Source organism: Duganella flavida (assembly GCF_009857445.1).
Taxonomy (GTDB): domain Bacteria; phylum Pseudomonadota; class Gammaproteobacteria; order Burkholderiales; family Burkholderiaceae_D; genus Rugamonas; species Rugamonas flavida.
The window spans coordinates 248,524-273,976 of record NZ_WWCN01000002.1 but is presented as its reverse complement, the minus strand read 5'-3'; the positions used below and the strand labels follow the sequence as shown (position 1 = coordinate 273,976).

The window sequence follows — 25,453 nt, the reverse complement described above, 5'->3', positions numbered from 1 at the left end:
CTTTGCCTGCTAGTTATGCTTGGTGTCCGGTTTCTTTACTAACGATTTTGGTTTCGCGCCCTCCGCAGGAATCTTCAATCCCTGCGCGCTGAGCGCCAAACCGTTCTGGTACCGCATGTCTATCGTGTCTATATTCGGCAGGTGTTCCACCAGCTGGGGATAAATTCCCACCAGGCGGTCCACTCGCTCTTTCAACGTGGTGCTGGTCTGTTCCCGTCCCAGCGCCACGCTCATTCCATTATTCAGCTTCACTGTCCACGCATAACGGCTGGATAGCGATAGCGTTTCCGGCACTAGCTTGAGCGGCGCAAACCATGTTCGCAACTCGCCGTAACGCGACAACACTTCCTTCTCGCTGCCGTCCGGTCCTTCAAACTCCGGCAGCGCATGATCCTCTTCCGCTTCAGCCAAATTGGCGGTAAACACATCGCCCTTGGTCGATAGCAGCCTTCCGTCCTCGCCCCACGTGCCCAGCGCCTCATGCTCTTCCAGCGCCACAATCAGCTGGTCCGGCCATTCGCGGCGTACCGTTGCGCGGCGTACCCAAGGCACCGACTCAAACGCCTGGCGCACTGCATCCAGGTTGGTAGTGAAGAAGTTGCCCTTGATTCGTCCCAGCGCGTTGTTGCGCAGCGTCAGGTGATTCACATGCTTCAGATCTTCGGTACTGACTATCGTTTCAATACGAATCGTGCGCAGGTTAAACATCGGCCGCTGCGACACCCACCACACGCCGGACGCTATGCATGTCAACACGGTCAGCGCAAACAGGCCGCTGGCGGTTGCATTCAAAGCCTTCACGTCATGCCACATCTACCACTCAGCCCTTCATCTTCAAACGCGCACTGCGCAGGATTTCCACGCACAGGTCTTCATAACTGATGCCTTCCGCGCGCGCAGCCATTGGTACCAGCGAGTGGCTAGTCATGCCCGGCGAAGTGTTCACCTCCAGCAGGAACGGCTTCTGGTCACGTTCGCGCAGCAGCACGTCGACGCGCCCCCAGCCCTCGCAACCGAGTGCGCGGTAGGCTTCCACAGCGATACGCTGCATTTCTGCGGCCAGCGCGTCAGGCAGCGCGGCTGGGCAGAAGTACTTGGTGTCGTCCGTGAAGTACTTGTTCTGGTAATCGTAATTGCCTTCCGGCGCCACGATCTCCACGATAGGCAGCGCGCGGGCAGTCGCGCCGCTGCCCAGAATAGCGACGGTGAATTCACGGCCGGTGACAAATTCTTCGGCCAGCACCGAGTCGTCCAGCGCGGCGGCAGTGTCGTAAGCAGCCTTGAACGCAGCGGCTTCGCTCACCTTGGTGATGCCGATGGTCGAACCTTCATGCGGCGGTTTCACGATCAGCGGCAGGCCGAGATCCGCAGCGACGGTATCCAGATCCGACTGCGCGTTCAGCACCGCATAGCGCGGAGTCGGCAGGCCTTGATGCAGCCACACGATCTTGGTGGTGATCTTGTCCATGCCCACCGAGCTGGCGGTCACGCCGCTGCCAGTGTAAGGAATGCCCAGCAGTTCCAGCGCACCTTGCAGGCTGCCGTCTTCGCCGAAGCGGCCGTGCAGCGCGATGAACACGCGGTCGAATTTTTCCGCAGCCAGTTCGGCCAGCGAACGTTGGCCCGGATCGAAAGCGTGGGCGTCGATGCCTTTGCTTTGCAGCGCGGCCAGCACGCCGGCGCCGGACATATTGGACACTTCACGTTCCGCAGAACGGCCGCCAAACAGCACGCCGACTTTGCCGAAGGCTTTTGCGTCTTGTGCGTTGAATGGATTAACGATGGTACTCACGTTCAGACCTTTGGATAATTAGTCAGTTTGGCTGGGACGCCGCTGATCGAGCCTGCGCCCATGGTCATCACGACGTCGCCGTCGCGTACCACGCCCATAATGGTTTCCGGCATATCGCCGATCGCTTCAACAAAAATTGGTTCGGTCTTGCCGCGGGCGCGTACTGCGTGCGCCAGCGCGCGGCCGTCCGCCGCAACGACTGGCGTCTCGCCGGCGGCGTACACTTCGCCCAGCACCAGCACGTCCGGCGCGCCCAGCACCTTGACGAAATCTTCGAACAGGTCGCGCGTGCGGCTGTAGCGGTGCGGCTGGAATGCCAGCACCAAGCGGCGGCCCGGATAAGCGGCGCGGGCTGCGGCCATGGTCACGTCCATTTCCAGCGGGTGGTGACCGAAGTCATCGACCAGTGTGAACGTACCACCGTTCGGAATCGCCACATCGCCGTATTTGGTGAAGCGGCGGCCCACGCCCGCGAAGCCCGCGAGGCCCGCTTGCGTTGCGCTGTCTTCGATGCCGATCTCGCGGGCAATCGCCACGGCGGAGCAGGCGTTCTGCACGTTGTGCAGGCCCGGTTGGTTCAGCACCACGTCCAGGTCTGGATAGCCTTCCTGCTTAACGGTGAAGTGCATCTCGACGCCAACGGCACGCGCGTTCACGGCACGCACTTCAGCGTCTTCGGCAAAGCCGTAGGTGGTCACTGGCTTGGTCACGTGCGGCAGGATCGAGCGCACATGCGGATCGTCAATGCACAGCATGGCGCGGCCATAGAACGGCAGGCGGTGCGTGAAGTGAACGAAGGCCTGCTTGAGCTTTTCGAAATCGTGCTCGTAGGTTTCCATGTGATCGGCGTCGATGTTCGTAATGACTTCGATCATCGGCGTCAGGTTCAGGAACGAAGCGTCCGATTCGTCGGCTTCCGCGACGAGGTATTCACCAGTACCCAGCTTGGCATTGGCGCCCGCTGCGGTCAGTCGGCCGCCGATGACGAAGGTCGGATCGAGGCCGCCCTGCGCCAGCACCGACGCCACCAGACTAGTGGTGGTGGTCTTGCCGTGCGTGCCGGCGATGGCGATGCCGCGCTTCAGGCGCATCAACTCGCCCAGCATCACTGCGCGCGGGACGATAGGAATCTTACGGCTGCGTGCCGCTACTACTTCAGGGTTGTCCTGCTGTACAGCGGTCGAGGTCACGACGGCATCGGCTTTGCCGATGTTGGATTCCGCGTGGCCCTGATACACAGTCGCGCCCATGTCGGCCAGGCGCTGGGTGACAGCGTTGCTGCCCAGGTCCGAGCCGGACACGTTATAGCCCAGCGTGAGCAGCACTTCTGCAATGCCGCTCATGCCGCTGCCGCCGATGCCGACGAAGTGTATGTTCTGTACTTTATGCTTCATGCTAATTCTTCCAATACTTTTGCGATCGCATCGTTTGCGTCACGTTTGCCGACTTCACGCGCTGCGTTGGCCATGGCCAGGCAAGATGCGCGGGTCAGCGTTTCCAACAGCGTCGCAACGGATTGCGCGCTCAATTCCGTTTGCGGCATGTGAATCGCCGCCTTCTGTTTCGCCATCCACTGTGCGTTGTCGCGCTGGTGGCTGGTAGTCGATGCCACGAACGGCACCAGCACGCTGGCCACGCCCGCCGCAGTCAACTCGGACACGGTAATGGCGCCAGCACGGCAGATCACCACGTCCGCAGCACTGTAGGCAGTCGCCATGTCGTCGATGAAGTCGACCACATTGGCCGTTACGCCAGCCTGCTGATACGCCGCACGCAGCGCATCGATATTCTTCTTGCCCGACTGGTGGGTCACCAGCGGACGCTGTGCTTCCGGGATCAGCGCCAGTGCCGCAGGCAGCGCATCGTTCAGCGCTTTCGCACCGAGGCTGCCGCCGACTACCAAAATACGCAGCGGGCCTTCGCGACCTTCAAAGCGTTGCGCCGGCGATGCCATGTCCAGGATCTCCTTGCGTACCGGATTACCAGTCACCACTGCTTTGGCGGCAGCGTTACCGAAGTTCGCTGGGAAGCCGAAACACACGCGCGAAGCCACAGGCACCAGCGTTTTATTCGACAGCAGCAGCGCCGCATCGGCGTTCACCAGCACCAGCGGCGTGCCGCGCAGGCGCGCCATCAGGCCGCCCGGTACAGTCACATAACCGCCCATGCCCATCACCACGTCCGGCTTGCGGCTGCCGATAAAGCTGAAGCAGTCGGCAAACGCCTTCACCATCTTGAACGCACCGCCCACCGTGTGCTTCAGGCCTTTGCCGCGCATGCCGGTGAAGTTGATGCTATCCATCGCAATGCCGCTCTTCGGCACCAGATCCTGTTCCATGCCGGTGGAGGTACCCAGCCAGCTTACTTCCCAGCCGCGCGCGCGCATGGTTTGCGCGATCGCCAGGCCTGGGAAAATATGACCGCCCGTACCGGCCGCCATAATCATCAATCGTTTCATAGTCTGCCACCACGCATCAGGACTCGGTTTTCGTAGTCGATCCGGAGCAGGATCGCGAGTCCGATGCAGTTAATTACAACGCCCGTGCCGCCATAGCTCATCAGCGGTAGGGTCAAGCCCTTGGTTGGCAGTAAGCCCAGGTTCACACCCATGTTAATAAACGTCTGCACGCCGATCCAGATGCCGATGCCTTTAGCCGTGAGGCCGGCAAAGGTCTGGTCGATGGCGATGGCCTGACGGCCGATATCGAAGGCGCGCTTGATGATCCAGTAGAACAGCGCGATCACCACCAGCACGCCGGCCAGGCCCAGTTCTTCGCCGATCACCGCTAGCAGGAAGTCGGTATGCGCTTCCGGCAGGTAGTGCAGCTTTTCCACGCTGCCGCCCAGTCCAACGCCAAAAATCTCGCCGCGCCCGAAAGCGATCAGCGAGTGGGTCAGCTGGTAAGCCTTGTTCAATGCGTTGTCCTCTTCCCACGGATTGAGGTAAGCGAAATAACGCTCGCGGCGGAATTTCGACAGCGCGATGATGGAGCCGAAGATCAGTACCAGCACTGCGCCGATGCCGCCAAACCAGACGGCGTTGATCCCGCCGAGGAACAGGATGCCCATGGCGATGCAGACGATCACACCGAAGGCGCCGAGGTCTGGCTCCAGCAGCAGCAACAGGCCGACGAAACCAACCGCTGCCGCCATCGGCATAAAGCCCTTGGTCAGCTTGTGCATCACCTGCTGTTTGCGCACGGTGTAATCGGCGGCGTAGAGCACGGCGACGACTTTCATCAGCTCCGACGGCTGCACGTTAAATACTTTCAGCGACAGCCAACGACGGCCGCCGTTGACCACCACACCAATACCGGGAATCAGCACCAGCACCAGCAGCACCAATGTGCCAATAAACAGATACGGTGCCGCTTTCTGCAAATCCGAAATACGGATGCGGAACACAAACAGGCCGACGATCATCGACACGGCGATGAACATCATCTGGCGCTGCAGGAAGTAGGTGTTCTGCCAGCGCACATAGTTGGCGAACTTCGGCGAATCCGGCAGCGAGATCGACGCCGAGTACACCATCACCATCCCGAGCAGCATCAGCAGCAGCGTGACCCAGACCAGCGGCTGGTCGTACTCCATCATCTTCGACTGCCGCGCGCGACTCTCCATCGGCGTTTCAGCCGACTTGGAGCCAAAGCGGAACGGCAGTTGCAGGGCCATGGTCAGATCTCCTGTCCGGCGTCGAGCGCGATATCACGCACGGTGTCGATGAACACCTGGGCGCGATGCGCGTAGTTCTTGAACATGTCCATGCTGGCACACGCAGGCGACAGCAGCACGGCATCGCCGGCTTGCGCCAGTTCGCTCGCGCGCTTGACGGCGTGCGGCAGGTCGGTGCCGCAGTCTTCCAATTCGTATGCCAGCACAGCGCCCTGCTCGCGCGCGGCCAGTTCCAGTGCGGCGCGGATTTGCGGTGCGTCGCGGCCGATCAGCAGCGCGGCGCGAGCGTAGCGGGCGACTGGGTCGGCCAGTGGCGCGAAATCCTGGCCTTTGCCGTCGCCGCCGAGGATGACGACCAGGCGCTGGCTCTCGCCGGTGAAGGCTTTGCCGAGGCCATTCAGCGCAGCCACGGTGGCGCCGACATTGGTGCCTTTGCTATCGTCGTAGTATTCAACTTCGTTGATGGCGCTGACCAGTTCAACGCGGTGCGGCTGGCCGCGATATTCGCGCAGGCAGTGCAGCAGTGGTGCCAGTGGCAAGTCGATGGCGCGGCACAGGGCCAGCGCGGCCAGCGCGTTGGCGGCGTTATGGACGCCGCGGATTTGCAGCGCGTCAGCAGGCATCAGGTTCTTGACCATGCACTCCACTGGTGGCGGCGGCGGATCGTTTTTCTTGCGCTTCTTCGGTTCGCCCTCTTCTTCCGCCGGCATGGCGGTGGCGAGCCACAGCACGCCGCGTTCGTTGTTCAGGCCAAGGTCGTCGCGCAGGACTGGCGCGTCGGTGCCGAAGGTGACGTTATGGCCGGTGGCGCTGGCCATGCGCATAGTGGTGGCGTCGTCGCGGTTCAATACGCGCACGGTGTTGGCGGCGAAGATGCGGTGCTTGGCGGCAGCGTACGATGGCATGTCGCCGTGCCAGTCCAAATGATCCTGCGTGACGTTCAACACGGTCGCCGCGTCGGCTTCCAGCGTGAAGGTGGTCTGCAATTGGAAGGACGAGAGTTCGAGTACCCAGACTTCCGGCAGCACATCTTTGTCGAGCACTTCGCGCAGCACGTCCAGCGCGGCCGGGCTGATGTTGCCGGCGACGCGCACGGTCTTGCCAGCGCGTTCGCACAGTTGGCCAACCAGCGTGGTCACGGTGGTTTTACCATTGGTGCCGGTGATGGCAATGATCTTGGGCTGGTAGCTGTGCGACGCTTTCAGCGATTCCAGCGCCTGCGCGAACAACTCGATCTCACCCCACACTTCAATGCCTGCGGCAGCAGCAGCCGGCGCAATCTCTGCCAGCTCGCGGTTTGGCGCCAAGCCAGGGCTGACGGTGACGAAGTCCACGCCTTCCAGCAGCGATGCGCCGAACGGACCGGCGACGAATTCCGCCGACGGCACAGCGTCACGCAATGCAGACAGGCGATCCGGCGCTTCACGTGTGTCGGCTACGCGCACGCGCGCGCCGCTGCGGGCGAGCCACAGCGCCATCGCCAGACCGGATTCACCCAGTCCGAGTACCAGTGCGTTTTTGCCTTCGTAAATCATCAGCGCAGTTTCAACGTCGAGAGTCCAACCAGTACCAGAATCATCGTCACGATCCAGAAGCGAACGACGACCTGGGTCTCTTTCCAGCCTTTTTGTTCAAAGTGGTGGTGCAGTGGCGCCATCAGGAACACGCGACGGCCGGTGCCATAGCGCTTCTTGGTGTACTTGAACCAGCTCACCTGAATCATCACCGACACCGTCTCCGCAACGAAGATGCCGCCCATGATGAACAACACAATCTCTTGGCGCACGATCACCGCAATCGTCCCCAGCGCGCCGCCCAGCGCCAACGCGCCAACGTCGCCCATGAACACTTGCGCCGGGTGGGTGTTAAACCACAGGAAGGCCAAGCCAGCGCCAGCCAGCGCGCCGGTGAAGATAATCAGTTCGCCCGCGCCGGGGATGTGCGGAATGAACAGGTACTTCGAATACGTGGCGCTACCGGTCAGGTAAGCGAACAAGCCGAGTGCCGAACCAACCAGAATGGTCGGCATGATCGCCAGGCCATCCAGACCGTCAGTGAAGTTAACGGCGTTGGACGAACCGACGATGACACAGTAGGTCAAACCGATGAAGCCCCACACGCCCAGCGGGTAGCTGATCGTTTTAAAGAACGGCACAATCAAGTCAGCTTTCGGCGGCAGGTCCATTTCAAAACCAGAGCGCACCCACGCAAAGAACAGCTCAAAAACTTGGGCGGTGCTGGTGGCCGATACCGAGAACGCCAGGTACAGCGCAGCGGCGATACCAACCAGCGACTGCCAGAAATACTTCTCGCGCGAGCGCATGCCTTCCGGGTCCTGGTACACCACCTTACGGTAGTCATCCACCCAGCCCACTGCGCCGAAGCCCAGCGTGACGATCAGCACAGGCCAGATCAAACGGTTCGACAGGTCGCACCACAACAGCGTCGACACAGCGATCGACAGCAGAATCAGCACGCCGCCCATGGTTGGGGTGCCGTGTTTTTTCAGGTGGGTTTGCGGACCATCGGTACGTACGGCCTGGCCGTATTTCATGGCGGTCAGCTTGCGGATGACGAACGGACCAGCGGCCAAACCCATGAACAACGCCGTCGCGGTGGCGAACACCGCGCGGAACGTAATGAAGTTGAAGACACGGAGTATTCCGACGTCCTGCTGGAAAAACTGTGCGAGCCAGAGCAGCATGATTAGTGACCTTCCTTGTTAGCTTGTTGCGACCCAATCAAATGCTGCACGACCCGCTCCATCTTCATAAAACGGGAGCCCTTGATTAAAACCGTTGCATCCGGCGACACCGCTGCGTCCACCGCAGACAGCAACTCGCCAAAGTTCTCAAAATGACGAATGTTCGCGCCTTGCATGTGCGCGGCCAGTTCGCCTGTTACCAGCACCGTTTCGATGCCCTTGTCCTGCGCGTATGCGCCAACTTCCTCATGGAACTCGCGGCCTTGCGTGCCGACTTCACCCATGTCGCCCAGCACCAGCACGCGCGGTAAGGCGGCATTCGACAGCACGTCGATGGCGGCGCGTACCGAGTCCGGATTGGCGTTGTAGGTGTCGTCGATCACCACGGCGCCATTGGCTGCCTGCTTCTTTTGCAGACGGCCACTGACCGGCGCAAAGGTGTCCAGTCCCAGTTTGATTTTTTCCAGCGACACGCCGGCGGCATAAGTGCATGCCACCGCCGCCAGCGCATTGCGGACATTGTGTTCACCAGCGGCCTGCAAGCGCACGAAGAACTGGCGCGGATCGGCCTCGCTCTCGCAGATGGTGACGAACATCTCGCTTTCGAAATCGCTGGTGCGGAAGGTGCAGCTCACTTCCGCTTCCTTGGTCAGACCGAAGCGCAGCATGCGGCGGCCGGCCGACAGTTCTTCCCAGATGCCGGTGAACTCATCGCCATGCGGGAATACAGCCACGCCATCAGTCGGCAGCGCGGCCAGCACGGCGCCGTTCTCGCGCGCCACCGCTTCTACGGTATGCATGAATTCCTGATGCTCGCGCTGGGCGTTGTTGACCATGGCGATATTCGCGCCGGCGATGACGGCCAGACGACCGATTTCGCCCGGATGGTTCATACCCATCTCGATCACCGCCGACTGCTGTTGCGCGTCCATGCGGAACAGCGTGAGTGGCACGCCGATTTCGTTATTCAGGTTGCCGCGCGTGGCCAGGCGGCCTTCTTCGCCATGTGCTGCGGCGAGGATCGCGGAGATCATTTCTTTAACGGTGGTCTTGCCGTTGCTGCCAGTGACACCAATCACCGGAATGCTGAACTGCTTGCGCCAGTAATTAGCGATCTGGCCCAAGGCCACCAGCGTGTTTGGTACGACGATGGCCGGCAGAGGGAAGCCTTCCGGCAGTTCTTCTACAACGACAGCGGCAACGCCCTGCTCCGCCACTTGCGCGAGGAAGTTGTGGGCGTCGAAAACTTCGCCGCGCAAGGCGATGAACAAAGCACCTGCGGCTACGCTACGGCTGTCGGTCGACACGCCGTTAAAAGCAACTTCACCAGCGCCTACAAAACGGGCGCCGGTCAGGAAAGGCAGAATTTGTGCGACTGCTGCACGCATTAATTCGTCCTCATCATGGTTAAACGTGCCGACAGCGCCAGTTGCGCGTGATCGGCGTCGGAGAATGGCAGTTTCTTGCCTTTGATTTCCTGATACGGCTCATGGCCTTTACCGGCCAGCAGGATCACATCCGGCTTGCCTGCATGCTTGATCGCCGACAGGATGGCGGCGGCGCGGTCGTCCAGCGCCTGCACCGTCGATGCCGGATTGTTCTGGTCCATGCCGGCCAAAATCTGTTCGATGATCGAGTGAGGCTCTTCGCTGCGCGGATTGTCGCTGGTGACCAGCACATGATCAGCCGACTGCGCGATCTTGCCCATCTGCGGACGCTTGCCCGGATCGCGGTCGCCGCCGCAGCCGAACACGCACCACAGCTGGCCGCCGCGATCGGTGGCTACTGGACGCAGCGCAGCCAGGGTTTTCTCCAGCGCGTCCGGCGTGTGCGCGTAGTCGATCACGATCAGCGGCGCTTCGTGGCCGCCAACTTGCTGCATGCGGCCCGGCGCTGGTTCCAGCGCTTCTGCTGCGTCGATGGCGGCGCGCAGGCCGAGACCTTTGGCGATCATCGCACCCATCACGCCCAGCGCATTGCTGATATTGAAGCCGCCCACCAGATGCGTGCGCACTTGCGCTACGCCCAGCGGGCAGTCCAGATGGAATTCGGTGCCGCCGCTGCGGCCTGCACGCAGTTGGCTGGCGCGCAGCATCAGCACACCGTCGATGTCCGGCTGCGCAGCGCCGTCTTGCAGCGTGTAGCCGATCAGCGGAATATTACCGGCCAATGGCGCTTTTGCTTTCAGGTGCGCGATCAAACGCAGGCCTGCTGGATCGTCCAGATTGACGACGGCAGTTTTCAAGCCGGGCCAGTCGAACAGCATGACCTTGGCCGCCTCGTAGGCTTCCATCGTGCCGTGATAGTCAAGGTGATCGCGGGTCAGGTTGGTGAACAGCGCCACGTCGAAGTGCATGCCCGATACGCGGCCTTGCACTAGACCGATGGACGATACTTCAATCGCCAGCGCAGTCGCGCCCTGGTTCCGCAGGTCGGCGAGGTTACGCGCCAACAGCACTGCATCCGGCGTGGTGTAGCCGGTGACGTCATATTCCACTTCGCCGCGCGGACGGAACACGCCCACGCCGAGCGTACCGATGACCGCTGCCGGTTCGCCGGCGCGCGACAGGGCTTGGCCCAGCCATACGGCGCTGGAGGTCTTGCCGTTGGTGCCGGTCACGCCGACGGTGAACATGTTCGCATCCGGCTGCTGGTAAAACACATGCGCGATGGCGCCGGCGTTGGCCTTCAGGCCTTCGACCGTCAGGTAAGGCACGGCCCACTTGTCGTTCCAGGTAAAGCCGGCAGGATCGAGCACGATCAACGCTGCGCCCTGCTCGATGGCGCTTTCGATGAAGCTGCGCCCATCACCGGCGTCGCCTGGATAAGCAAAGAACACATCGCCCAGCTTGACGCGGCGCGAGTCCGAGGCCAGGTGCGCCGTTGGCGCCAGCTTGCGGATCGCGTTCGCGATAGCTATCGGGTCGAAAGTAGAAGTCGTCACATGTTCCCCTGTGCTGCTGATTCAGGAATGATGATATGGGTCAGGTCCGAGTCCGGCGCAACGTTCTTGGCGCGCAGTGCCTGCGCTGCCAGGGTCGAAAACACCGGGCCCGCCACGTCGCCGCCGACGTGCACCGGGCCACCCGGTTCGTCGATCATGACGGCGATGATGAAACGTGGGTCCGACATCGGCGCCATACCGACGAAGTTACCGATATATTTGGTCTGCGAGTAGCGGCCGTTGAGGAACTTCTGCGCCGTACCAGTCTTGCCGCCAACGCGGTAGCCCGGCACCTGCGCCTTGACGGCGGAGCCGCCCGGCTGCGTTACCATCTCCAGCATCTCGCGCATTTCAGCAGCGGTCTTGGCGCTTACCACTTGGGTGCCGTGTGGCGCTTCATGCAGCTTCTGGAACGACAGCGGAATGATGTCGCCGTCGCGGGCGAAGATCATGTAGGAACGCGCCAGCTGGATCAGTGAAACCGAGATACCCTGGCCGAAGCTCATATTTGCCTGCTCGATAGGACGCCAGGATTTATAAGGACGCACGCGGCCGGCCACCGCGCCGGGGAAGCCCCATTTTGGCTGCTGGCCGAAGCCGACTTTGGTGAACATCTCCCACATATCTTCGGCCGGCATGCCCAGCGCGATTTTGGAGGTGCCGATGTTGGACGATTTCTGGATGATGGTCTGCACGTCGATCAGGTAGTGCGGATGCGTATCGTGGATCACGCGATCGGCAATGACAAACGAGCCGTTACCGGTATCGAACATGGTGTGCGGCTTGACACGGCCTTCGTCCAGCGCCAGGCCCACGGTGAACGGCTTGAGCGAGGAACCCGGCTCGAAGGTGTCGGTCATCACGCGGTTGCGCAGCTGTTCGCCGGTCAGCTTGGAGCGGTCGTTCGGGTTGTAGGTCGGCCAGTTGGCCAGCGCCAGCACTTCGCCGGTGTGCACGTCCAGCACCACTGCTGCACCAGCCTTGGCGTGGAACTTCTCCACCGCGTCTTTCACCTGGGTGAAAGCGATGTACTGAATTTTGCTGTCGATCGACAGCATGAGGTCCTTGCCGTCGTGCGGCTCGCGCACCGATTCGATATCTTCAACGATGCGGCCCAGACGGTCCTTGATCACGCGGCGGCTGCCGGTAATGCCTTGCAGCGTTTTTTGTTGCGCCAGTTCCATCGATTCCTGGCCCTGGTCTTCCACGTTGGTGAAGCCGACAACGTGGGTCGTCACTTCGCCTTGCGGGTAGAAGCGCTTGTATTCTTTGCGGGTCTGGATGCCTTCGATACCCAGCTTGGTGATCTGGTCTGCCACGTCCTGCTCCACCTGGCGTTTCAGGTAGACGAAGCTGCGATCAGAGTCCAGTTTCTTTTGCAGCTCGGCGTCACTCATATCGAGCAGTTTGGCCAGCTGTTTCAGTTTCGCCGGGGCGGCTTCCTGCACGTCGTCAGGGATCGCCCAGATGGCTTTAACCGGTACGGACGATGCCAGCACCTGGCCATCGCGGTCGGTGATCTTGCCGCGCGTAGCTGGCAGTTCCAGCGTGCGCGCGTAGCGGATCTCGCCCTGCTTTTGCAGGAACTGGGTCGACAAGCCTTGCAGCCACAGAGCACGGCCAGCCAGTGCGGCGAATGCGGCAAACAATACGAACAGCACAACGCGCGAGCGCCAAGTTGGCAGACGGACTGCCAATACTGGGCTCTTGGAGAAGGCCACGCCTTTGGCGGCGGCCACGCGCGAGGTGTTCACATTGCTGCCGCGGCTCATTTGGAGGCCTCCGGCGTCAGGTACTGCGTGCGCGCTGCGGTCAGCGGCGTCATATTCAATTCACGGCGGGCGATGTCTTCGATACGCGCGTGTTTGCCCAGCGTGGATTGATCCAGCTGCAGCTGCGCCCATTCGATATCCAGCTGGCGCGCCTGCGATTGGGTGCGTTCCAGTTCGATGAACAAATGGCGTGCTTGATATTGGGCGTTCACCAGCGACAGGCCGCAAGCGACCAGCAAGATCGTCAGCACGAGATTGATCTTGCCGCTCATGCGCCCTCCGGAATTGGGAGGCGGCGGGAGACGCGCATCACCGCCGAACGGGCGCGCGGATTCTCATCGACTTCTTTCTCGGATGGCTTCATCTTGGACAGCAGCTTGAGTTCCGGCTGCGGCAGGTCCACCGCGCGGATCGGCAGGCGGCGGTCCGGCTGCTCGACGTTGGCCTTGGACGCGAAGAAGCGCTTCACCATGCGGTCTTCCAGCGAGTGGAAGCTGATGATGGCCATGATCGCACCCGGCGCCAGGCATTCGTAAGCGCGGTTCAGACCGATCTCAAGGTCTTCAAGCTCTTTATTGATGAAAATCCGGATAGCCTGAAATGTGCGGGTTGCCGGATCCTTGCCCTTTTCCCGAGTCTTGACCGCGCCTGCCACGATGCCGGCAAGCTGTCGTGTGGTTGAAATTGGTTCGACTGCCCGGCGAGCAACAATCGCCTTTGCAATCTGAAAAGCAAACCGTTCTTCCCCATATTCCTTTATCACCTTTTCCAGTGTCTCTGCGGTTTCAGTGGCGAGCCACTCCGCCGCCGACATGCCGCGCGTGGTATCCATGCGCATGTCCAACGGGCCATCGTTACGGAAGCTGAAGCCGCGCGCGGCGTCGTCCACTTGCGGCGATGAGATGCCGAGGTCGAGCAGGATGCCGTCGACTTTATTGATGCCGCGTTCCGCCAGGGCTTCGCGCATGGTGGCGAAACTGTCGTGAACGATGGTGAAGCGCGGGTCCTTGATTTGTTCGGCGGTGGCGATGGCTTGCGGATCTTTGTCGAACGCGATCAGGCGCGCATTGGCGCCCAGTTTCGAAAGGATCAGGCGCGAGTGGCCGCCGCGGCCAAACGTGCCGTCGACGAAGACGCCGCCGGCGCGCGCGCCATCCAGCGCCAGCGCATCGACTGCTTCGTCTAGCAGCACCGTGCGATGCTGGAATTCAGGCACCGTTGTCGTGGTCATGTGACAGGGCCTTAGAAAGAGAAATTAGCGAGTACATCGGGGGTGCCGGCTTCCATAGCCTGCAGCTCTTTTTCCGCCATCTTGGCGGCGTCCCAGATCTCGAAGTGCGAGCCCATGCCCATCATCATGACCTCTTTGTCCAGGCCGACAGCGGCGCGGAGTTCAGGCGATATGAGGATGCGGCCGGCGGTGTCCATTTCCACGTCGGTAGCGTAACCCAGGAAAATACGCTGCCAGGCGCGCGCTTGCATGGGCCATGCGGAGATCTGTTGACGGTGTTGTTCCCACACAGGACGGGGGAACAGCATGACGCAGCCGTCGGGATGGCGCGTCAGGGTGAGGCGGCCTTCGCATTGGATCGAGAGCGCGTCACGGTGCTTGGCAGGGATAGACATCCTGCCTTTGGCATCGAGACTGATTGCGGACGCGCCTTGAAACACGTGATTACCTTTTTACCTCTGTTGGTTAGCGGAGCATAAAAAACTGGCCTGTTGGTTTGGATCTTCCCTGTCCGCTAAGTCAGGCAAAATCTCCCACAAAAAGACACTTTTTCACACAGATGCCCACTTTAGAGGATGCAAGAATAGTGGTCAAGCGCTTTCAGCCAATCGAAACGGGGATTTTAGTAATGAAATTAAGGACTTAGCGCGATTCCTTGAAGCCAGCTAGAAATAAAATAACTCAATAAATTAAGTACTTATGAAAGGTTGTGAATGTGTCACCTCAGTTGTACCCATGTGTTTCGAATTGAAAATGCTTATATAAAAAAATTGAATTAAAAGCATAAAGTTGCAAACAGCCAACATTGCAGTATCAAATCGGCAACAGGGGGATGAGAGTGGAAAACGCAGGTATTGGAGAGGGAAAACGCCAGTATGGCGCGCCAGAAGCGCGCTCAGGAGGAATGAGGAACTTTCACAAAACAAGCACAACGAACTTCAACATTTACTTCACAACAACAGCGGCAGCGCAACTTGTCTATACAAATTTTACACCGCATTAGCGCCATTATACGCCTTCCAAAAACCAAAATCCGGGGTCAGGTCCTCCATTTCTACACGAGCCCGGCCTTAGCGTTTGCTACGGAGCAGACCGTGTAGAAATGGAGGACCTGACCCCGGATTAAATCTCCCAGCCGCGCGTGCGATCTACGGCACGGGACCATTTAGCGAGGAGTTCGGCGCGGCGGTCGGCGCTCATTGAGGGTTCGAAGCGGCGTTCGCTAGCCCACTGGGCGGCGATTTCTTCTTGCGTTTCCCAGAAGCCGACGGCCATGCCGGCCAGGTAGGCGGCGCCCAGCGCCGTCGTTTCGGTGACTTTGGGACGGACGACTGGCACGCCCAGCAGGTCGGCCTGGAATTGCATCAGCAGGTCATTGCGGGCGGCGCCGCCGTCGGCGCGGACTTCGACCAAGGGCATGGACGCGTCTTTCTGCATCGCCGCCATCAGCTCGGCGCTTTGATAGGCGATGGCCTCCAGCGCGGCACGGGCGATGTGGGCGCGGGTGCTGCCCCGGCTCAGGCCGAACAGCGAGCCACGTGCGTATGCATCCCAGTGCGGTGCGCCGAGGCCGACAAACGCCGGCACCATGAACACGCCATCGCTATCCGGCACGCTGGCCGCCAAGGCTTCCACTTCGGCCGATGACTTGATGATGCCGAGACCATCACGCAGCCACTGCACCGTCGCACCGCCCATGAAGACGCTGCCTTCCAGCAGATAATCCGTCTCGCCATCAACGCGCCAGCCCACCGTGGTCAGCAAGCGGTTATGCGAGGCCACTGGGTGGCGCCCCAGATGCATCAACATGAAGCAGCCGGTGCCATACGTGTTCTTGACCATGCCTGGCTTGTGACAAGCCTGGCCGAAGGTGGCGGCCTGCTGGTCGCCCGCAATGCCGGCCACCGGAATCGCCGTACCGAACAGGCTGTGGTGCGTGTTGCCCACCTCCTCGCTCGACGACACGATCTGCGGCAGCATCGCTTCCGGAATGCCGAACAGGTGCAGCAGGTCGTAGTCCCAGCGCATCAGGTGGATGTTGAACAGCATGGTGCGTGCCGCGTTGCTGACGTCGGTCACGTGCTGGCCAGTCAGCTTGTACACCAGCCAGCTATCGACCGTGCCGAATGCCAGCCCGCCCTGCTCTGCCCGCGCGCGCGCGCCCGGCACGTGATCGAGCAGCCATTTCAGCTTGGTGGCGGAAAAATAGGCATCCAGTTCCAGTCCGGAGATGTCGGTAATTTTTTTGGCTTTGCCGTCGGCGCGCAAGGCGTCACATAAGTCGGCGGTGCGGCGGTCCTGCCAGACGATGGCAGGCGCGATCGGCTCGCCGGTCTTGCGGTCCCAAACGACGGTAGTCTCGCGCTGGTTGGTCACGCCAATGGCCAGCACATTGTGCGGATCGACGTGATTATCAGCCAGCACCTTGCGAGCGACGTTGAGCTGGCTGTGCCAGATATCCATCGGGTCGTGCTCGACCCAGCCGGGATGGGGGAAATGCTGGGGGAACTCCTGCGCCGCGCTGCCGCAGATCTGCCCCTGATGGTCAAACAGGATGGCGCGCGAACTGGTCGTCCCCTGGTCCAGCGCGAGTATGAATTTTTTCATCTCGTAGAATTAGTTGAAGCAAGCCGATAGGCCGGATTTTGTTACGGCACAGGCGAACCTGTGCTATGACAGCCATTCCTCTAGGCGCTGGATTGCTCCAGCGCTCAAGCTTCCTACCCGCACGCTCCGCGAGCAACATCATCGCGTGCCTATTTGGAATTGCACCAGGTGGAGGTTACCGCGTTTCACCGTAACTTAATACGCTCGTCTCTGTGGCCCTATTCCTCGCCTTATATCCCCCTCCAGCGTACAAGTACGCTGGAGTAGGACTTTCGACGGACGGCCGTTAACCGTCACCCCGCTCTATGGAGTCCGGACCTTCCTCCCGTCAGGCATTACGCGCTGACCAGCGGCTGTCTGGCTTGCATCAGCCGCTATTGTACCAGCCTGCCCCGACAAATCTGAAATTTGGTGTCGCCATTCCAAAAGCCGCCCTTTCGCCGCCCCCGTAGAATGCTTGGATAATTCACCCACGAGGCTCACAATAATGACGCAACCATCCCGCACCGGCGGCCAGATTTTGGTCGATGCCCTGAAGATCCACGGCGTAGACACCGCTTTCGGCGTACCCGGCGAAAGCTATCTGGACGTGCTCGACGCCCTGCATGATTCCGATATCCGCTTCATCATCAACCGCCAGGAAGGCGGCGCCGCGTTCATGGCTGACGCCTACGGCAAAATGACCGGCAAGCCGGGCATCTGCTTCGTCACCCGTGGCCCGGGCGCGACCAATGCCTCGATCGGTGTGCACACAGCGTTCCAGGATTCGACCCCGATGATTCTGTTCATCGGCCAGGTCGGCAGCGACTTTATCGACCGTGAAGCCTTCCAGGAAGTCGACTACCGCCGCATGTACGGCCAGATGGCCAAGTGGGTGACACAGATCGACCGCGCCGACCGCATGCCGGAATACATCGCGCGCGCCTTCCAGATCGCTACCAGCGGCCGTCCTGGCCCGGTGGTGCTGGCGCTGCCGGAGGATATGCTAACCACCAAGGCCAGCGTGGCCGATACCCGCAGCTACCAGCCGGTGCAAGCCTCGCCGTCGGCTGCGCAAATCGACACCGTGCGCAGCATGCTGGCCTCGGCCAAGAAGCCGCTGGTACTGCTGGGCGGTGGCGGCTGGGATGAGCAAGCTTGCGCCGATATCCAGCGCTTTGCCGAAGCCAATCAGCTGCCAGTATCGTGCGCCTTCCGCTTCCAGGATTTGCTGGACAACGACCACCCTCACTACATCGGCGATGTCGGTATCGGCATCAATCCGAAGCTGGCGGCACGAGTGCGCGAGGCGGATGTGATTTTGGCCATCGGTCCACGTCTCGGCGAGATGACCACCAGCGGCTATTCGCTGCTAGCCTCCCCGGTGCCAGCCCAGCGCCTGATCCATGTGCACGCGGATGCAGAGGAACTGGGCAGCGTTTATCAGGCTGAGTTGATGATCAACAGCGGTATGCCGCAAGTGGCGGCCATGCTGGCGGCCATGCAGCCGGTCGACGCGGCGGCGTGGGCCGGCAGCGTGGCGGAAGCGCGCGCGGACTACGCGGCATGGAAGCAGCAGCCAGCCATCTTCAAAGACGGCAAGGCGCCGCTCGACCTGTGGCAAGTGGTGCAGCAAATTGAAAAGCTGGCGCCGCACGACACCATCATCACCAACGGCGCCGGCAACTACGCCACCTGGGCGCATCGCTTCCACAGCTACGGCGGCATGCGCACGCAGCTGGCGCCGACCAGCGGTGCAATGGGCTACAGCGTGCCGGCCGGCGTGGCGGCCAAAATCATCGCGCCTGAGCGCACCGTGATTACCTTCGCTGGCGACGGCGAGTACATGATGAACGGCCAGGAGCTGGCAACGGCAGTGCAGTACCAGGCGGGCGTGGTCATCATCGTGTTCAACAACGCCATGTTCGGCACCATCCGCATGCACCAGGAGCGCGACTATCCGGGCCGCGTGTCCGGCACCACGCTGCACAATCCTGATTTTGCGGCACTGTCGGTGGCCTACAGCGGTAGCGGCGAGGTGGTGACCAAGACCGAGGAATTCGCGCCGGCACTGGAGCGCGCGCTGGCTTACACGCGTGAGAAGAATCTGCCGGCGCTGATCGAACTGCGTTACGACGGCAATCTGATCACGCCGGGCGCGACGCTGGAGACTATCCGCAAGAACGCGGAAGCAGCCAAAGCGGCGAAATAAACCAAGGCCGGCTCACAGGCCGGCGGTAACCGTGGAGCCGGTGTCGATCACCGGCTTTTTTTCTTCTTCTTTTTCCTTCTTCGCTTTCGGCGCGGGGCAGGCACGGCAGGTGCCGGCCTTGCGGCTGAAATCCGTCACCACCGGCAGGCGCATCGGCACCGACTGATCTTCGCAATAGCCGCCTTCCAGCACCAGCGTCTTGCCGTTATCGGCCAGCTTGCCACTGATGGTGCGTTCTTCTTCATCCGGCGGCTGCACCGTGAAATAAAACTGCTGGCCGCGCGGATCGATAGTCACGTCGCTGGCCACCACCGGCCAGCTTATGCCGCCGGCCGTGTATTCGTACAGCACCGTATCGACTTCGGCAAAGCGCTGCAGCGTGATGCGCTGGCCGCCAAATTCACCGCTGTCCGCATGGATGCATAAATCGGAAAACACCACCATGCCGTAGCGCGGCAGCGCACCCGGCTTCTTCGGCGCGGCCAGCACGGCGCAGGATGCCAGCAAGATGGCGCCGGCAAAAAAGGCTCGTCGAATCATTTTCACTTCCACAAAAGAACAACGGCTGCACCAGGCAGCCGTTGTGGATTCAAACCTGATTAAATCAGATTAGAACGAGTGACGCAGGCCCAGATTGAAGGCTTTGTCGCCCGAACCGGCTTCGGTGTTGTTACCAACGGTGTAGCCAGCGCCGTTTTTGTTTTTGATCTTAGCGTAAGCAACGTAGGTGCTGGTGCGCTTCGACAGAGCGTAGTTGTAGCCGATTGCCCACTGGTCAGCGTCACGGTTAGCAACTTCTTTGTCGTTTTTGCGGATGTACGAAGCCATCACGGTGCCCGAAGCCGATACTGGCGCGGTCAGGCCGATCAGAGCGTCGGTGCTGTCTTTCGACTGAGCGAAGGCGTAACCGAAAGCCGAGGTGGTTGCGGTTGCGCTTGCTGCACCGTTGATTGGTGCGCTGCCTACGCCTTTGTCTTGCGAGTAAGCGGCGAATACTTTAACTACTTTGAAGTCGTAGTTAGCAGCGATCAGGCCGTTGTGGCCAACGCCAGTGTTCACAGCTGCTGCGGTCGAGGTAGCGGCCAGGTCGTTGTTTTTCATGTTGTAAGCAACAGCAACGTTCAGAGGACCGTTGTTGTAGCCCAGCGATGCGCCAACTTGACGGGCAGCCGACGAGTCGCCGTTTTGTTCGCCCAGGCTGTACGAAACCGCGCCGGTGAAGCCTTCCAGGTTAGGGGTTTTGTACACAACCGCGTTCGAGTTACGGGTCATGAAGCTAGCAACTGGGAACAGGTTTTTCGCGGTACCAGCGTAGCCCATTGCGAATGGATCGCCAACGTCGCGCAGGGTTTCGTAGTACGGAGTGTACTGACGACCCAGGGTCAGGGTGCCGGCGGTTTTCGACGACAGGCCTACATAGGCTTCACGGTTGAAGATGGTGTTGGTCGCGTCCAGGGTGCCGTCGTCGATTTTCGCGCCGGTTTCCAGTTTGAAGATCGCGCTCAGACCGCCGCCCAGATCTTCAGTGCCTTTGAAGCCAATGCGCGATGCCGAAGCTGCGCCGCTGGTGACTTTGCTGACGCTGCCAGCTGCGCCGCCGCGTTCAGCGACGATACCTGCATCCAGGATGCCGTAGATGGTGACGTTCGATTGAGCGAATGCTGCGGAGCTGGTTGCTGCCAATACGGCGATAGCGATAAGGGATTTTTTCATTACGTGTTTCCTTCAGTTGTGTTGCTGTAAAAATAAGCCAGTAGTACGGCGTGTTCGGTGCTTCTCGGCTAAAGCCGTTTGTGCGTGAGGGCAAACTCCCCAGCTGCCACTGTGCACCCCAAGCGGGATGCGTTCACTGTGTTGCGGCCGATAAATCTACGCCGGCTTTGTCGCGACGCTCTCGTGGAGCGCCGGAGGCGGCACTATACTGATGCTCAGAAACTTCAACAAGTGTAAAACCATTCATACAGAACAGCGAAATTCTTGTCGTTTTTCCAAAGCAACGGCATTTTACCGCATCGCAATATTTCCTGCCGAGCAAGCGAAACGGGCCGGGATCTCCGCACGAAAAACACGGTGGCGATACCACTGCTCTTCGGACCAAGTAAAAATAGCCACATTGCTATTTCTGACGCTATTTTATACTGAACCCCTCGCGCACTCTTCTCTACCAAATGGTAATAAGCTAACAACCCGAGAGTTTGTTCGGTGCGTTTATCCAGCAAAATAGCCCGGAAACCAACTTTGCTCACAGTGATACTGCTTTACTTGTGTAGCAAATTCAGTAAAAACCGCCGTAAGTTGCATGTGGTTACCGATTTGTAAGAAATTGCTACCTGTTGTGTATAGGAGACAAAATAGTGCGTGACCTTGCTTTTACGCACTGGTTTGGTGCATGAAAACGATTCATTCAACGGCTTGATCGTGCCCCGCCATCCTCGCAAGTTCCCTCATTGCAACACTTATGGCAATAATTTTTTCTCTAAATGGAAATATTTTTGTCCTGTACAAACAAAGGGGAAAGACCGGATTCATGGAAATAGTTCTGGATGCCAACTGTGTGTCGTGGACAAGCTCTTACCTGCAAGTTCCACACCGCAGAACACGCTAGGCACGCGGTGTTTTCGGGTGTAAAACGAAGGTAGAATGCGAAGCGCCTACCGTCTGCCCCAACCCTGCAGTCGCCAAATACCCAATGACTAATATAGTTCCCTCACAACTTGTGCCGAGCACCATCAGCGACGTCGAACGCGACACCGGCGTGGCCAAGGAAACCTTGCGCGTGTGGGAACGCCGTTACGACTTCCCGCAGCCCTTGCGCGATCCCAATGGCGAACGCGTGTATCCGCTCGAGCAGGTGCACAAGCTGCGGCTGGTCAAGCGCCTGATCGACCTCGGCTTCCGGCCCGGCAAAGTGATCCAGTTCAGCGCCGACGAATTGCAGGCGCTGACCGGCAAAGCCACCGGCAAGAATCCAGGCCAGCCTGCGCCCGAGCTGCAAAGCTACCTCGATTTATGCAAGAGCCATCAAATGGAAGCGCTGCGCCGCAAGCTGTCGCAGGCGCTGCTGATGATGGGCCTGAAGAGTTTCGTGATCGAACTGGTGGCGCCGCTGACCACCCTGATTGGCGAAGCCTGGGCCAGCGGCCAACTGGCCACGTTTGAAGAACACTTATATACCGAGTCGCTGACGGTGGTGATGCGCAGCGCGATTTTCGCCATGCCGCAAGCGAACGCCAGCAATGTGGGCACGCCGCGCATCTTGCTGACCACCTTGCCGCAAGAGCGTCACGGGCTGGGCCTGCTGATGGCCGAGGCCATGTGCGTGGCCGAAGGCGCGCAGTGCATTTCGCTGGGCGTGCAGACGCCACTGCTCGATATCGTCGAGGCGGCGCGCGCGCAGCGGGTGGATGTGATTGCGTTGTCGTTCTCGGTGGCCATGAATCCGCGCCAGGCGCTCGATGGGCTGGCCGAGCTGCGCAACCGGCTGGGCGGCAGCGCCGAGCTGTGGGCCGGCGGCAGCAATGCCGCGCTCAAGCGTCGCCGCCAAGCGTTTGTGCGGGTATTTGAACTGGCCGATTTAGCCGGTGCAATCGGCGAATGGCGCACGCGCAACGCAAGCTTGTCGGCCGGCTAAGCGCTGGGCGCCACGGCGCTCTGGTAAAATAGCCCTACTTCGTGCTGGCCAGCACCCCAAATACATATCCATGTTCAGCTTCTTCAAGAAAAAACCTGTCGCTCCCGAAGCGCCTGCGGCGCCTGTCGTCGCCCCGGCTTCTGCCCCCCCTTCTGCCGCGCCTGCCGCCGTTCCCGATCTGCCTGACCTGCTGCCAATTGAAGAGCCAGCTCAGAAGCAATCGTGGATGTCGCGCCTGAAGGCCGGCCTGTCCAAGACCTCCAACAACCTGTCCATCCTGTTCGTCGGCGCCAAGATCGACGACGACCTGTACGATGAACTGGAAGCCGCCCTGCTGATGGCCGACGCCGGCGTGGACGCCACCGAATACCTGCTCGCCGAGCTCAAGCGCAAGGTCAAGGAAGACAAGCTACTGGACGCCGCCGCCGTCAAAGCCGCGCTGAAACAGCTGCTAATCGAATTGCTGACCCCGCTCGAACACCCGTTCGAACTGGGCCGCCACACCCCGACCGTGATGATGATCTCCGGCGTCAACGGCGCCGGCAAGACCACCACCATCGGCAAGCTGGCCAAGCATATGCAGACCCACGGCCAGTCCGTGCTGCTGGCCGCCGGCGACACCTTCCGCGCCGCCGCCCGCGAGCAGCTGATGGTCTGGGGCCAGCGCAACAACATCACTGTGATTTCGCAAGCCTCGGGCGACCCGGCCGCCGTCTCGTTCGACGCCGTGCAGTCCGGCAAAGCCAAGGGCGTGGACGTGGTCATGATCGACACCGCCGGCCGCCTGCCGACCCAGCTGCACCTGATGGAAGAACTGAAAAAAGTCCAGCGTGTGATCGGCAAGGGCATGGAAGGCGCACCGCACGAAACTCTGCTGGTTATCGACGGCAATACCGGGCAAAATGCGCTGGCGCAGGTGAAGGCCTTCGACGATGCCCTCAAGCTGACCGGCCTCGTCATCACCAAGCTGGACGGCACCGCCAAGGGCGGCGTGCTGGCGGCGATTGCGCGTGTGCGTCCGGTACCGGTGTACTTCATCGGCGTCGGCGAAAAGATTGAAGACCTGCAGCCGTTTGTGGCTGCCGAATTTGTAGAAGCACTGCTTGGATAATCAGACCTCTATGATCGAATTCCGGAACGTCTCTAAACAATACTCTTCCGATGTGACGGCGCTGCGCGACGTGTCATTCACAGTAAATAAAGGCGAACTGGTTTTCCTGGCCGGCCCCTCCGGCGCCGGCAAATCCACCCTGATGAAAATGATCGCTGCCATGGAGCGCCCGAGCGCCGGGCAGGTGATCGTCAACGGCCAGGACATCAGCCGCATCAAACCGGTGGCAGTGCCCTTCCTGCGCCGCAATCTCGGCCTGATCTTCCAGCAGCAGCGCTTGCTGACCGACCGCAGCGTGCTGGCCAATGTGATGCTGCCGCTGCTGGTGACCGGCGCCTCGCACGGCCAGGCCGAACAGCGCGCGCGCGCCGCGCTTGACAAGGTCGGCCTCGGCAACCGCGCCGACGCCCAGCCGCTGGCCCTGTCCGGCGGCGAGCAGCAACGGGTGTCGATCGCGCGCGCCATCGTCAACCGCCCGCAAGTCATTCTGGCCGACGAACCGACCGCCAACCTCGACCGCGCCAGCGCCAACAAGGTGCTAGATGCGCTGAAGGCTTTCAACTCGGTCGGCGTCACTTGTTTGATTTCCAGCCACGATGAACAGATGCTGGACTCCGCTGCGCGCGTGATCCAACTTAAGCAAGGCCAGCTGGAGGTGGCGGCATGACTTACTGGTTCCGTCAACACCGCTACGCGCTAGCCGCCGCACTGGTGCACCTGCGCCGCTCGCCGGGCGGCTTTCTGTTCAACATCCTGGTGGTGGCGATTGCGCTGGCCCTGCCCTTCATGGGCGTGACCCTGCTCGACAACGTGCGCCCGATGTCGGAATCGCTGTCGGTCGATCCGGAGATCAGCATATTCCTGAAACTCGACACCCCGCGCGAGCAAGCCGAAGGGCTGGCCGTGTCGCTGCGCCAGGCGGTCAAAGACAAGCAAGCCAAAATCATCTTCACGCCGCGCGAAAAAGCGCTGGAGAACCTGAAAGACAAGAACGGCCTGGCCGACGTGCTGGCCACGCTGGGCGACAACCCGCTGCCGGATAGCTACGTGCTGAAGCTGGACGCCTTCCGCAACGCCCAGGCCGGCGGCGACGTCGACGCGCTGGCCGAGCAGATCCGCCAGCTGCCCGGTGTCGATACCGTGCAGGTCGATTCGGCATGGGTGAAACGCCTGGCCGCCCTGCTCAACGTGCTGCGCCTGGCCTTGCTGCTGCTGGCGGCGACCCTGGGCACGGTGGTGGTGGCGGTGATCTTCAACACCATCCGCCTGCAAGTGCTGACCCAGCGCGAGGAAATCCTGGTGTCCAAACTGATCGGCGCAACCGACAGCTTCATCCACCGCCCGTTCTACTACACCGGCGCCCTGCTCGGTGTGTGCGCCGGCGGCGTGGCCCTGGGTGCGGTAACGCTGGCCCTGCGCCCACTGAACACCGCGATTGCCGAATTTGCAAAGTTGTACGCCTCGGAATTCCAGCTGGCGCCGCTGCCACCGCTGGCCGTCGCCGCCCTGCTGGCCCTGTCGGCCGGCCTCGGCCTGATTGGCGCCCGCCTGTCGGTCAAACGCCATACCGCGCGCCTGAACTAAGTCCCTCGCCCGTTCCGTGCGTCCTCGTACGGAACGGCGCATCTGCCCGGCCTACGATGATTTTTAGCGTTAAGCCAGCCCTAAGCTCCATCAAGCATCCTAAATACAACAGAAGGCCCCATAGCATTTTTGCTATGAAGGTCATAGATTTCGGACGATTGGCACTCATCGACAGAGAGTGCTAATATATGTTCGACAGAGTACGTTAGTG

General features: G+C 60.7%; 22 protein-coding genes and 1 other RNA gene. 5 read left to right on the top strand and 18 right to left on the bottom strand.

All coding sequences use genetic code 11. The features are described 5' to 3' along the window. Positions 1-9: 9 nt before the first annotated feature. The 15 genes from GTP46_RS03605 to rnpB all read right to left on the bottom strand — a co-directional run bounded on the left by GTP46_RS03605 (position 10) and on the right by rnpB (position 17,094). Entirely contained in the window at positions 10-813 is an 804-nt protein-coding gene (locus GTP46_RS03605) for a cell division protein FtsQ/DivIB (RefSeq protein ID WP_161005250.1), read from the bottom strand. A gap of 7 nt (positions 814-820) precedes the next feature. Continuing rightward, entirely contained in the window at positions 821-1,792 is a 972-nt protein-coding gene (locus GTP46_RS03600; RefSeq protein ID WP_371869545.1) for a D-alanine--D-alanine ligase, read from the bottom strand. 2 nt (positions 1,793-1,794) lie between these two features. After that, complete coding sequence (gene murC, locus GTP46_RS03595) at positions 1,795-3,186, bottom strand: UDP-N-acetylmuramate--L-alanine ligase (RefSeq protein WP_161005249.1); 1,392 nt, start codon at positions 3,184-3,186, stop codon at positions 1,795-1,797. Then, on the bottom strand, positions 3,183-4,250 hold the full coding sequence (gene murG, locus GTP46_RS03590) for an undecaprenyldiphospho-muramoylpentapeptide beta-N-acetylglucosaminyltransferase (protein ID WP_161005248.1): 1,068 nt from the start codon (positions 4,248-4,250) through the stop codon (positions 3,183-3,185). The genes murC and murG overlap by 4 nt, the downstream gene beginning before the upstream one ends. Beyond that, entirely contained in the window at positions 4,247-5,467 is a 1,221-nt protein-coding gene (gene ftsW / locus GTP46_RS03585; RefSeq protein WP_161005247.1) for a putative lipid II flippase FtsW, read from the bottom strand. The genes murG and ftsW overlap by 4 nt, the downstream gene beginning before the upstream one ends. 2 nt (positions 5,468-5,469) lie before the next feature. Further along, on the bottom strand, positions 5,470-7,002 hold the full coding sequence (gene murD, locus GTP46_RS03580; protein WP_161005246.1) for a UDP-N-acetylmuramoyl-L-alanine--D-glutamate ligase: 1,533 nt from the start codon (positions 7,000-7,002) through the stop codon (positions 5,470-5,472). Then, on the bottom strand, positions 7,002-8,171 hold the full coding sequence (gene mraY, locus GTP46_RS03575; RefSeq protein WP_161005245.1) for a phospho-N-acetylmuramoyl-pentapeptide-transferase: 1,170 nt from the start codon (positions 8,169-8,171) through the stop codon (positions 7,002-7,004). The genes murD and mraY overlap by 1 nt, the downstream gene beginning before the upstream one ends. Before the next feature lie 2 nt (positions 8,172-8,173). Continuing rightward, on the bottom strand, positions 8,174-9,559 hold the full coding sequence (locus tag GTP46_RS03570) for a UDP-N-acetylmuramoyl-tripeptide--D-alanyl-D-alanine ligase (protein ID WP_161005244.1): 1,386 nt from the start codon (positions 9,557-9,559) through the stop codon (positions 8,174-8,176). Then, complete coding sequence (locus tag GTP46_RS03565) at positions 9,559-11,115, bottom strand: UDP-N-acetylmuramoyl-L-alanyl-D-glutamate--2,6-diaminopimelate ligase (RefSeq protein WP_161005243.1); 1,557 nt, start codon at positions 11,113-11,115, stop codon at positions 9,559-9,561. Before GTP46_RS03565 ends, GTP46_RS03570 begins: the two co-directional genes overlap by 1 nt. Continuing rightward, positions 11,112-12,887: a peptidoglycan D,D-transpeptidase FtsI family protein gene (locus GTP46_RS03560; RefSeq protein ID WP_161005242.1), complete on the bottom strand. Its 1,776-nt coding sequence runs from the start codon at positions 12,885-12,887 to the stop codon at positions 11,112-11,114. Before GTP46_RS03560 ends, GTP46_RS03565 begins: the two co-directional genes overlap by 4 nt. Beyond that, entirely contained in the window at positions 12,884-13,159 is a 276-nt protein-coding gene (gene ftsL, locus GTP46_RS03555) for a cell division protein FtsL (RefSeq protein WP_161005241.1), read from the bottom strand. Before ftsL ends, GTP46_RS03560 begins: the two co-directional genes overlap by 4 nt. Further along, positions 13,156-14,118, bottom strand: a complete 963-nt coding sequence (rsmH, locus tag GTP46_RS03550) for a 16S rRNA (cytosine(1402)-N(4))-methyltransferase RsmH (protein ID WP_161005240.1) — start codon at positions 14,116-14,118, stop codon at positions 13,156-13,158. Before rsmH ends, ftsL begins: the two co-directional genes overlap by 4 nt. Positions 14,119-14,129: 11 nt before the next feature. Next, positions 14,130-14,558, bottom strand: coding sequence for a division/cell wall cluster transcriptional repressor MraZ (gene mraZ, locus GTP46_RS03545; protein ID WP_161005239.1), 429 nt, complete (start codon positions 14,556-14,558; stop codon positions 14,130-14,132). A gap of 682 nt (positions 14,559-15,240) precedes the next feature. Next, positions 15,241-16,725: a glycerol kinase GlpK gene (gene glpK, locus GTP46_RS03540; RefSeq protein WP_161005238.1), complete on the bottom strand. Its 1,485-nt coding sequence runs from the start codon at positions 16,723-16,725 to the stop codon at positions 15,241-15,243. Between the two features lie 11 nt (positions 16,726-16,736). After that, positions 16,737-17,094: RNase P RNA component class A (rnpB, locus tag GTP46_RS03535), an RNA gene on the bottom strand. A 118-nt stretch (positions 17,095-17,212) separates the two neighbouring features. Here rnpB and GTP46_RS03530 point away from each other — a divergent pair. Beyond that, positions 17,213-18,916, top strand: coding sequence for a thiamine pyrophosphate-binding protein (locus GTP46_RS03530; RefSeq protein ID WP_161005237.1), 1,704 nt, complete (start codon positions 17,213-17,215; stop codon positions 18,914-18,916). A 12-nt stretch (positions 18,917-18,928) separates the two neighbouring features. Here GTP46_RS03530 and GTP46_RS03525 read toward each other — a convergent pair whose 3' ends face one another. The 3 genes from GTP46_RS03525 to GTP46_RS03515 form a co-directional block, all read right to left on the bottom strand. Beyond that, positions 18,929-19,456, bottom strand: coding sequence for a hypothetical protein (locus GTP46_RS03525; protein ID WP_161005236.1), 528 nt, complete (start codon positions 19,454-19,456; stop codon positions 18,929-18,931). 69 nt (positions 19,457-19,525) lie between these two features. Then, entirely contained in the window at positions 19,526-20,629 is a 1,104-nt protein-coding gene (locus GTP46_RS03520; RefSeq protein WP_161005235.1) for a porin, read from the bottom strand. A gap of 224 nt (positions 20,630-20,853) precedes the next feature. Then, entirely contained in the window at positions 20,854-21,162 is a 309-nt protein-coding gene (locus GTP46_RS03515) for a hypothetical protein (RefSeq protein WP_161005234.1), read from the bottom strand. 470 nt (positions 21,163-21,632) lie between these two features. On the opposite strand from GTP46_RS03515, the gene GTP46_RS03510 reads away from it, so the two are divergent. From GTP46_RS03510 to ftsX, 4 genes are all read left to right on the top strand, one after another. Beyond that, positions 21,633-22,547: a MerR family transcriptional regulator gene (locus tag GTP46_RS03510; protein WP_371869544.1), complete on the top strand. Its 915-nt coding sequence runs from the start codon at positions 21,633-21,635 to the stop codon at positions 22,545-22,547. A 70-nt stretch (positions 22,548-22,617) separates the two neighbouring features. After that, positions 22,618-23,658, top strand: coding sequence for a signal recognition particle-docking protein FtsY (ftsY, locus tag GTP46_RS03505; protein ID WP_161005232.1), 1,041 nt, complete (start codon positions 22,618-22,620; stop codon positions 23,656-23,658). 10 nt (positions 23,659-23,668) lie between these two features. After that, positions 23,669-24,325: a cell division ATP-binding protein FtsE gene (locus GTP46_RS03500; RefSeq protein WP_161005231.1), complete on the top strand. Its 657-nt coding sequence runs from the start codon at positions 23,669-23,671 to the stop codon at positions 24,323-24,325. After that, positions 24,322-25,242, top strand: coding sequence for a permease-like cell division protein FtsX (gene ftsX / locus GTP46_RS03495; protein WP_161005230.1), 921 nt, complete (start codon positions 24,322-24,324; stop codon positions 25,240-25,242). The genes GTP46_RS03500 and ftsX overlap by 4 nt, the downstream gene beginning before the upstream one ends. Positions 25,243-25,453 lie beyond the last annotated feature (211 nt).

Bases quoted from the DNA above. Each gene is read 5' to 3' on its own strand.
- GTP46_RS03560 (WP_161005242.1), bottom strand. From the start codon at position 12,887: ATGAGCCGCGGCAGCAATGTGAACACCTCGCGCGTGGCCGCCGCCAAA.
- glpK (WP_161005238.1), bottom strand. From the start codon at position 16,725: ATGAAAAAATTCATACTCGCGCTGGACCAGGGGACGACCAGTTCGCGC.
- rsmH (WP_161005240.1), bottom strand. From the start codon at position 14,118: ATGACCACGACAACGGTGCCTGAATTCCAGCATCGCACGGTGCTGCTA.
- GTP46_RS03520 (WP_161005235.1), bottom strand. From the start codon at position 20,629: ATGAAAAAATCCCTTATCGCTATCGCCGTATTGGCAGCAACCAGCTCC.
- GTP46_RS03570 (WP_161005244.1), bottom strand. From the start codon at position 9,559: ATGCGTGCAGCAGTCGCACAAATTCTGCCTTTCCTGACCGGCGCCCGT.
- murC (WP_161005249.1), bottom strand. From the start codon at position 3,186: ATGAAGCATAAAGTACAGAACATACACTTCGTCGGCATCGGCGGCAGC.
- GTP46_RS03500 (WP_161005231.1), top strand. From the start codon at position 23,669: ATGATCGAATTCCGGAACGTCTCTAAACAATACTCTTCCGATGTGACG.
- murG (WP_161005248.1), bottom strand. From the start codon at position 4,250: ATGAAACGATTGATGATTATGGCGGCCGGTACGGGCGGTCATATTTTC.
- GTP46_RS03525 (WP_161005236.1), bottom strand. From the start codon at position 19,456: ATGATTCGACGAGCCTTTTTTGCCGGCGCCATCTTGCTGGCATCCTGC.
- mraY (WP_161005245.1), bottom strand. From the start codon at position 8,171: ATGCTGCTCTGGCTCGCACAGTTTTTCCAGCAGGACGTCGGAATACTC.
- GTP46_RS03530 (WP_161005237.1), top strand. From the start codon at position 17,213: ATGACGCAACCATCCCGCACCGGCGGCCAGATTTTGGTCGATGCCCTG.
- ftsX (WP_161005230.1), top strand. From the start codon at position 24,322: ATGACTTACTGGTTCCGTCAACACCGCTACGCGCTAGCCGCCGCACTG.
- GTP46_RS03605 (WP_161005250.1), bottom strand. From the start codon at position 813: ATGTGGCATGACGTGAAGGCTTTGAATGCAACCGCCAGCGGCCTGTTT.
- murD (WP_161005246.1), bottom strand. From the start codon at position 7,002: ATGATTTACGAAGGCAAAAACGCACTGGTACTCGGACTGGGTGAATCC.
- ftsL (WP_161005241.1), bottom strand. From the start codon at position 13,159: ATGAGCGGCAAGATCAATCTCGTGCTGACGATCTTGCTGGTCGCTTGC.
- ftsY (WP_161005232.1), top strand. From the start codon at position 22,618: ATGTTCAGCTTCTTCAAGAAAAAACCTGTCGCTCCCGAAGCGCCTGCG.
- ftsW (WP_161005247.1), bottom strand. From the start codon at position 5,467: ATGGCCCTGCAACTGCCGTTCCGCTTTGGCTCCAAGTCGGCTGAAACG.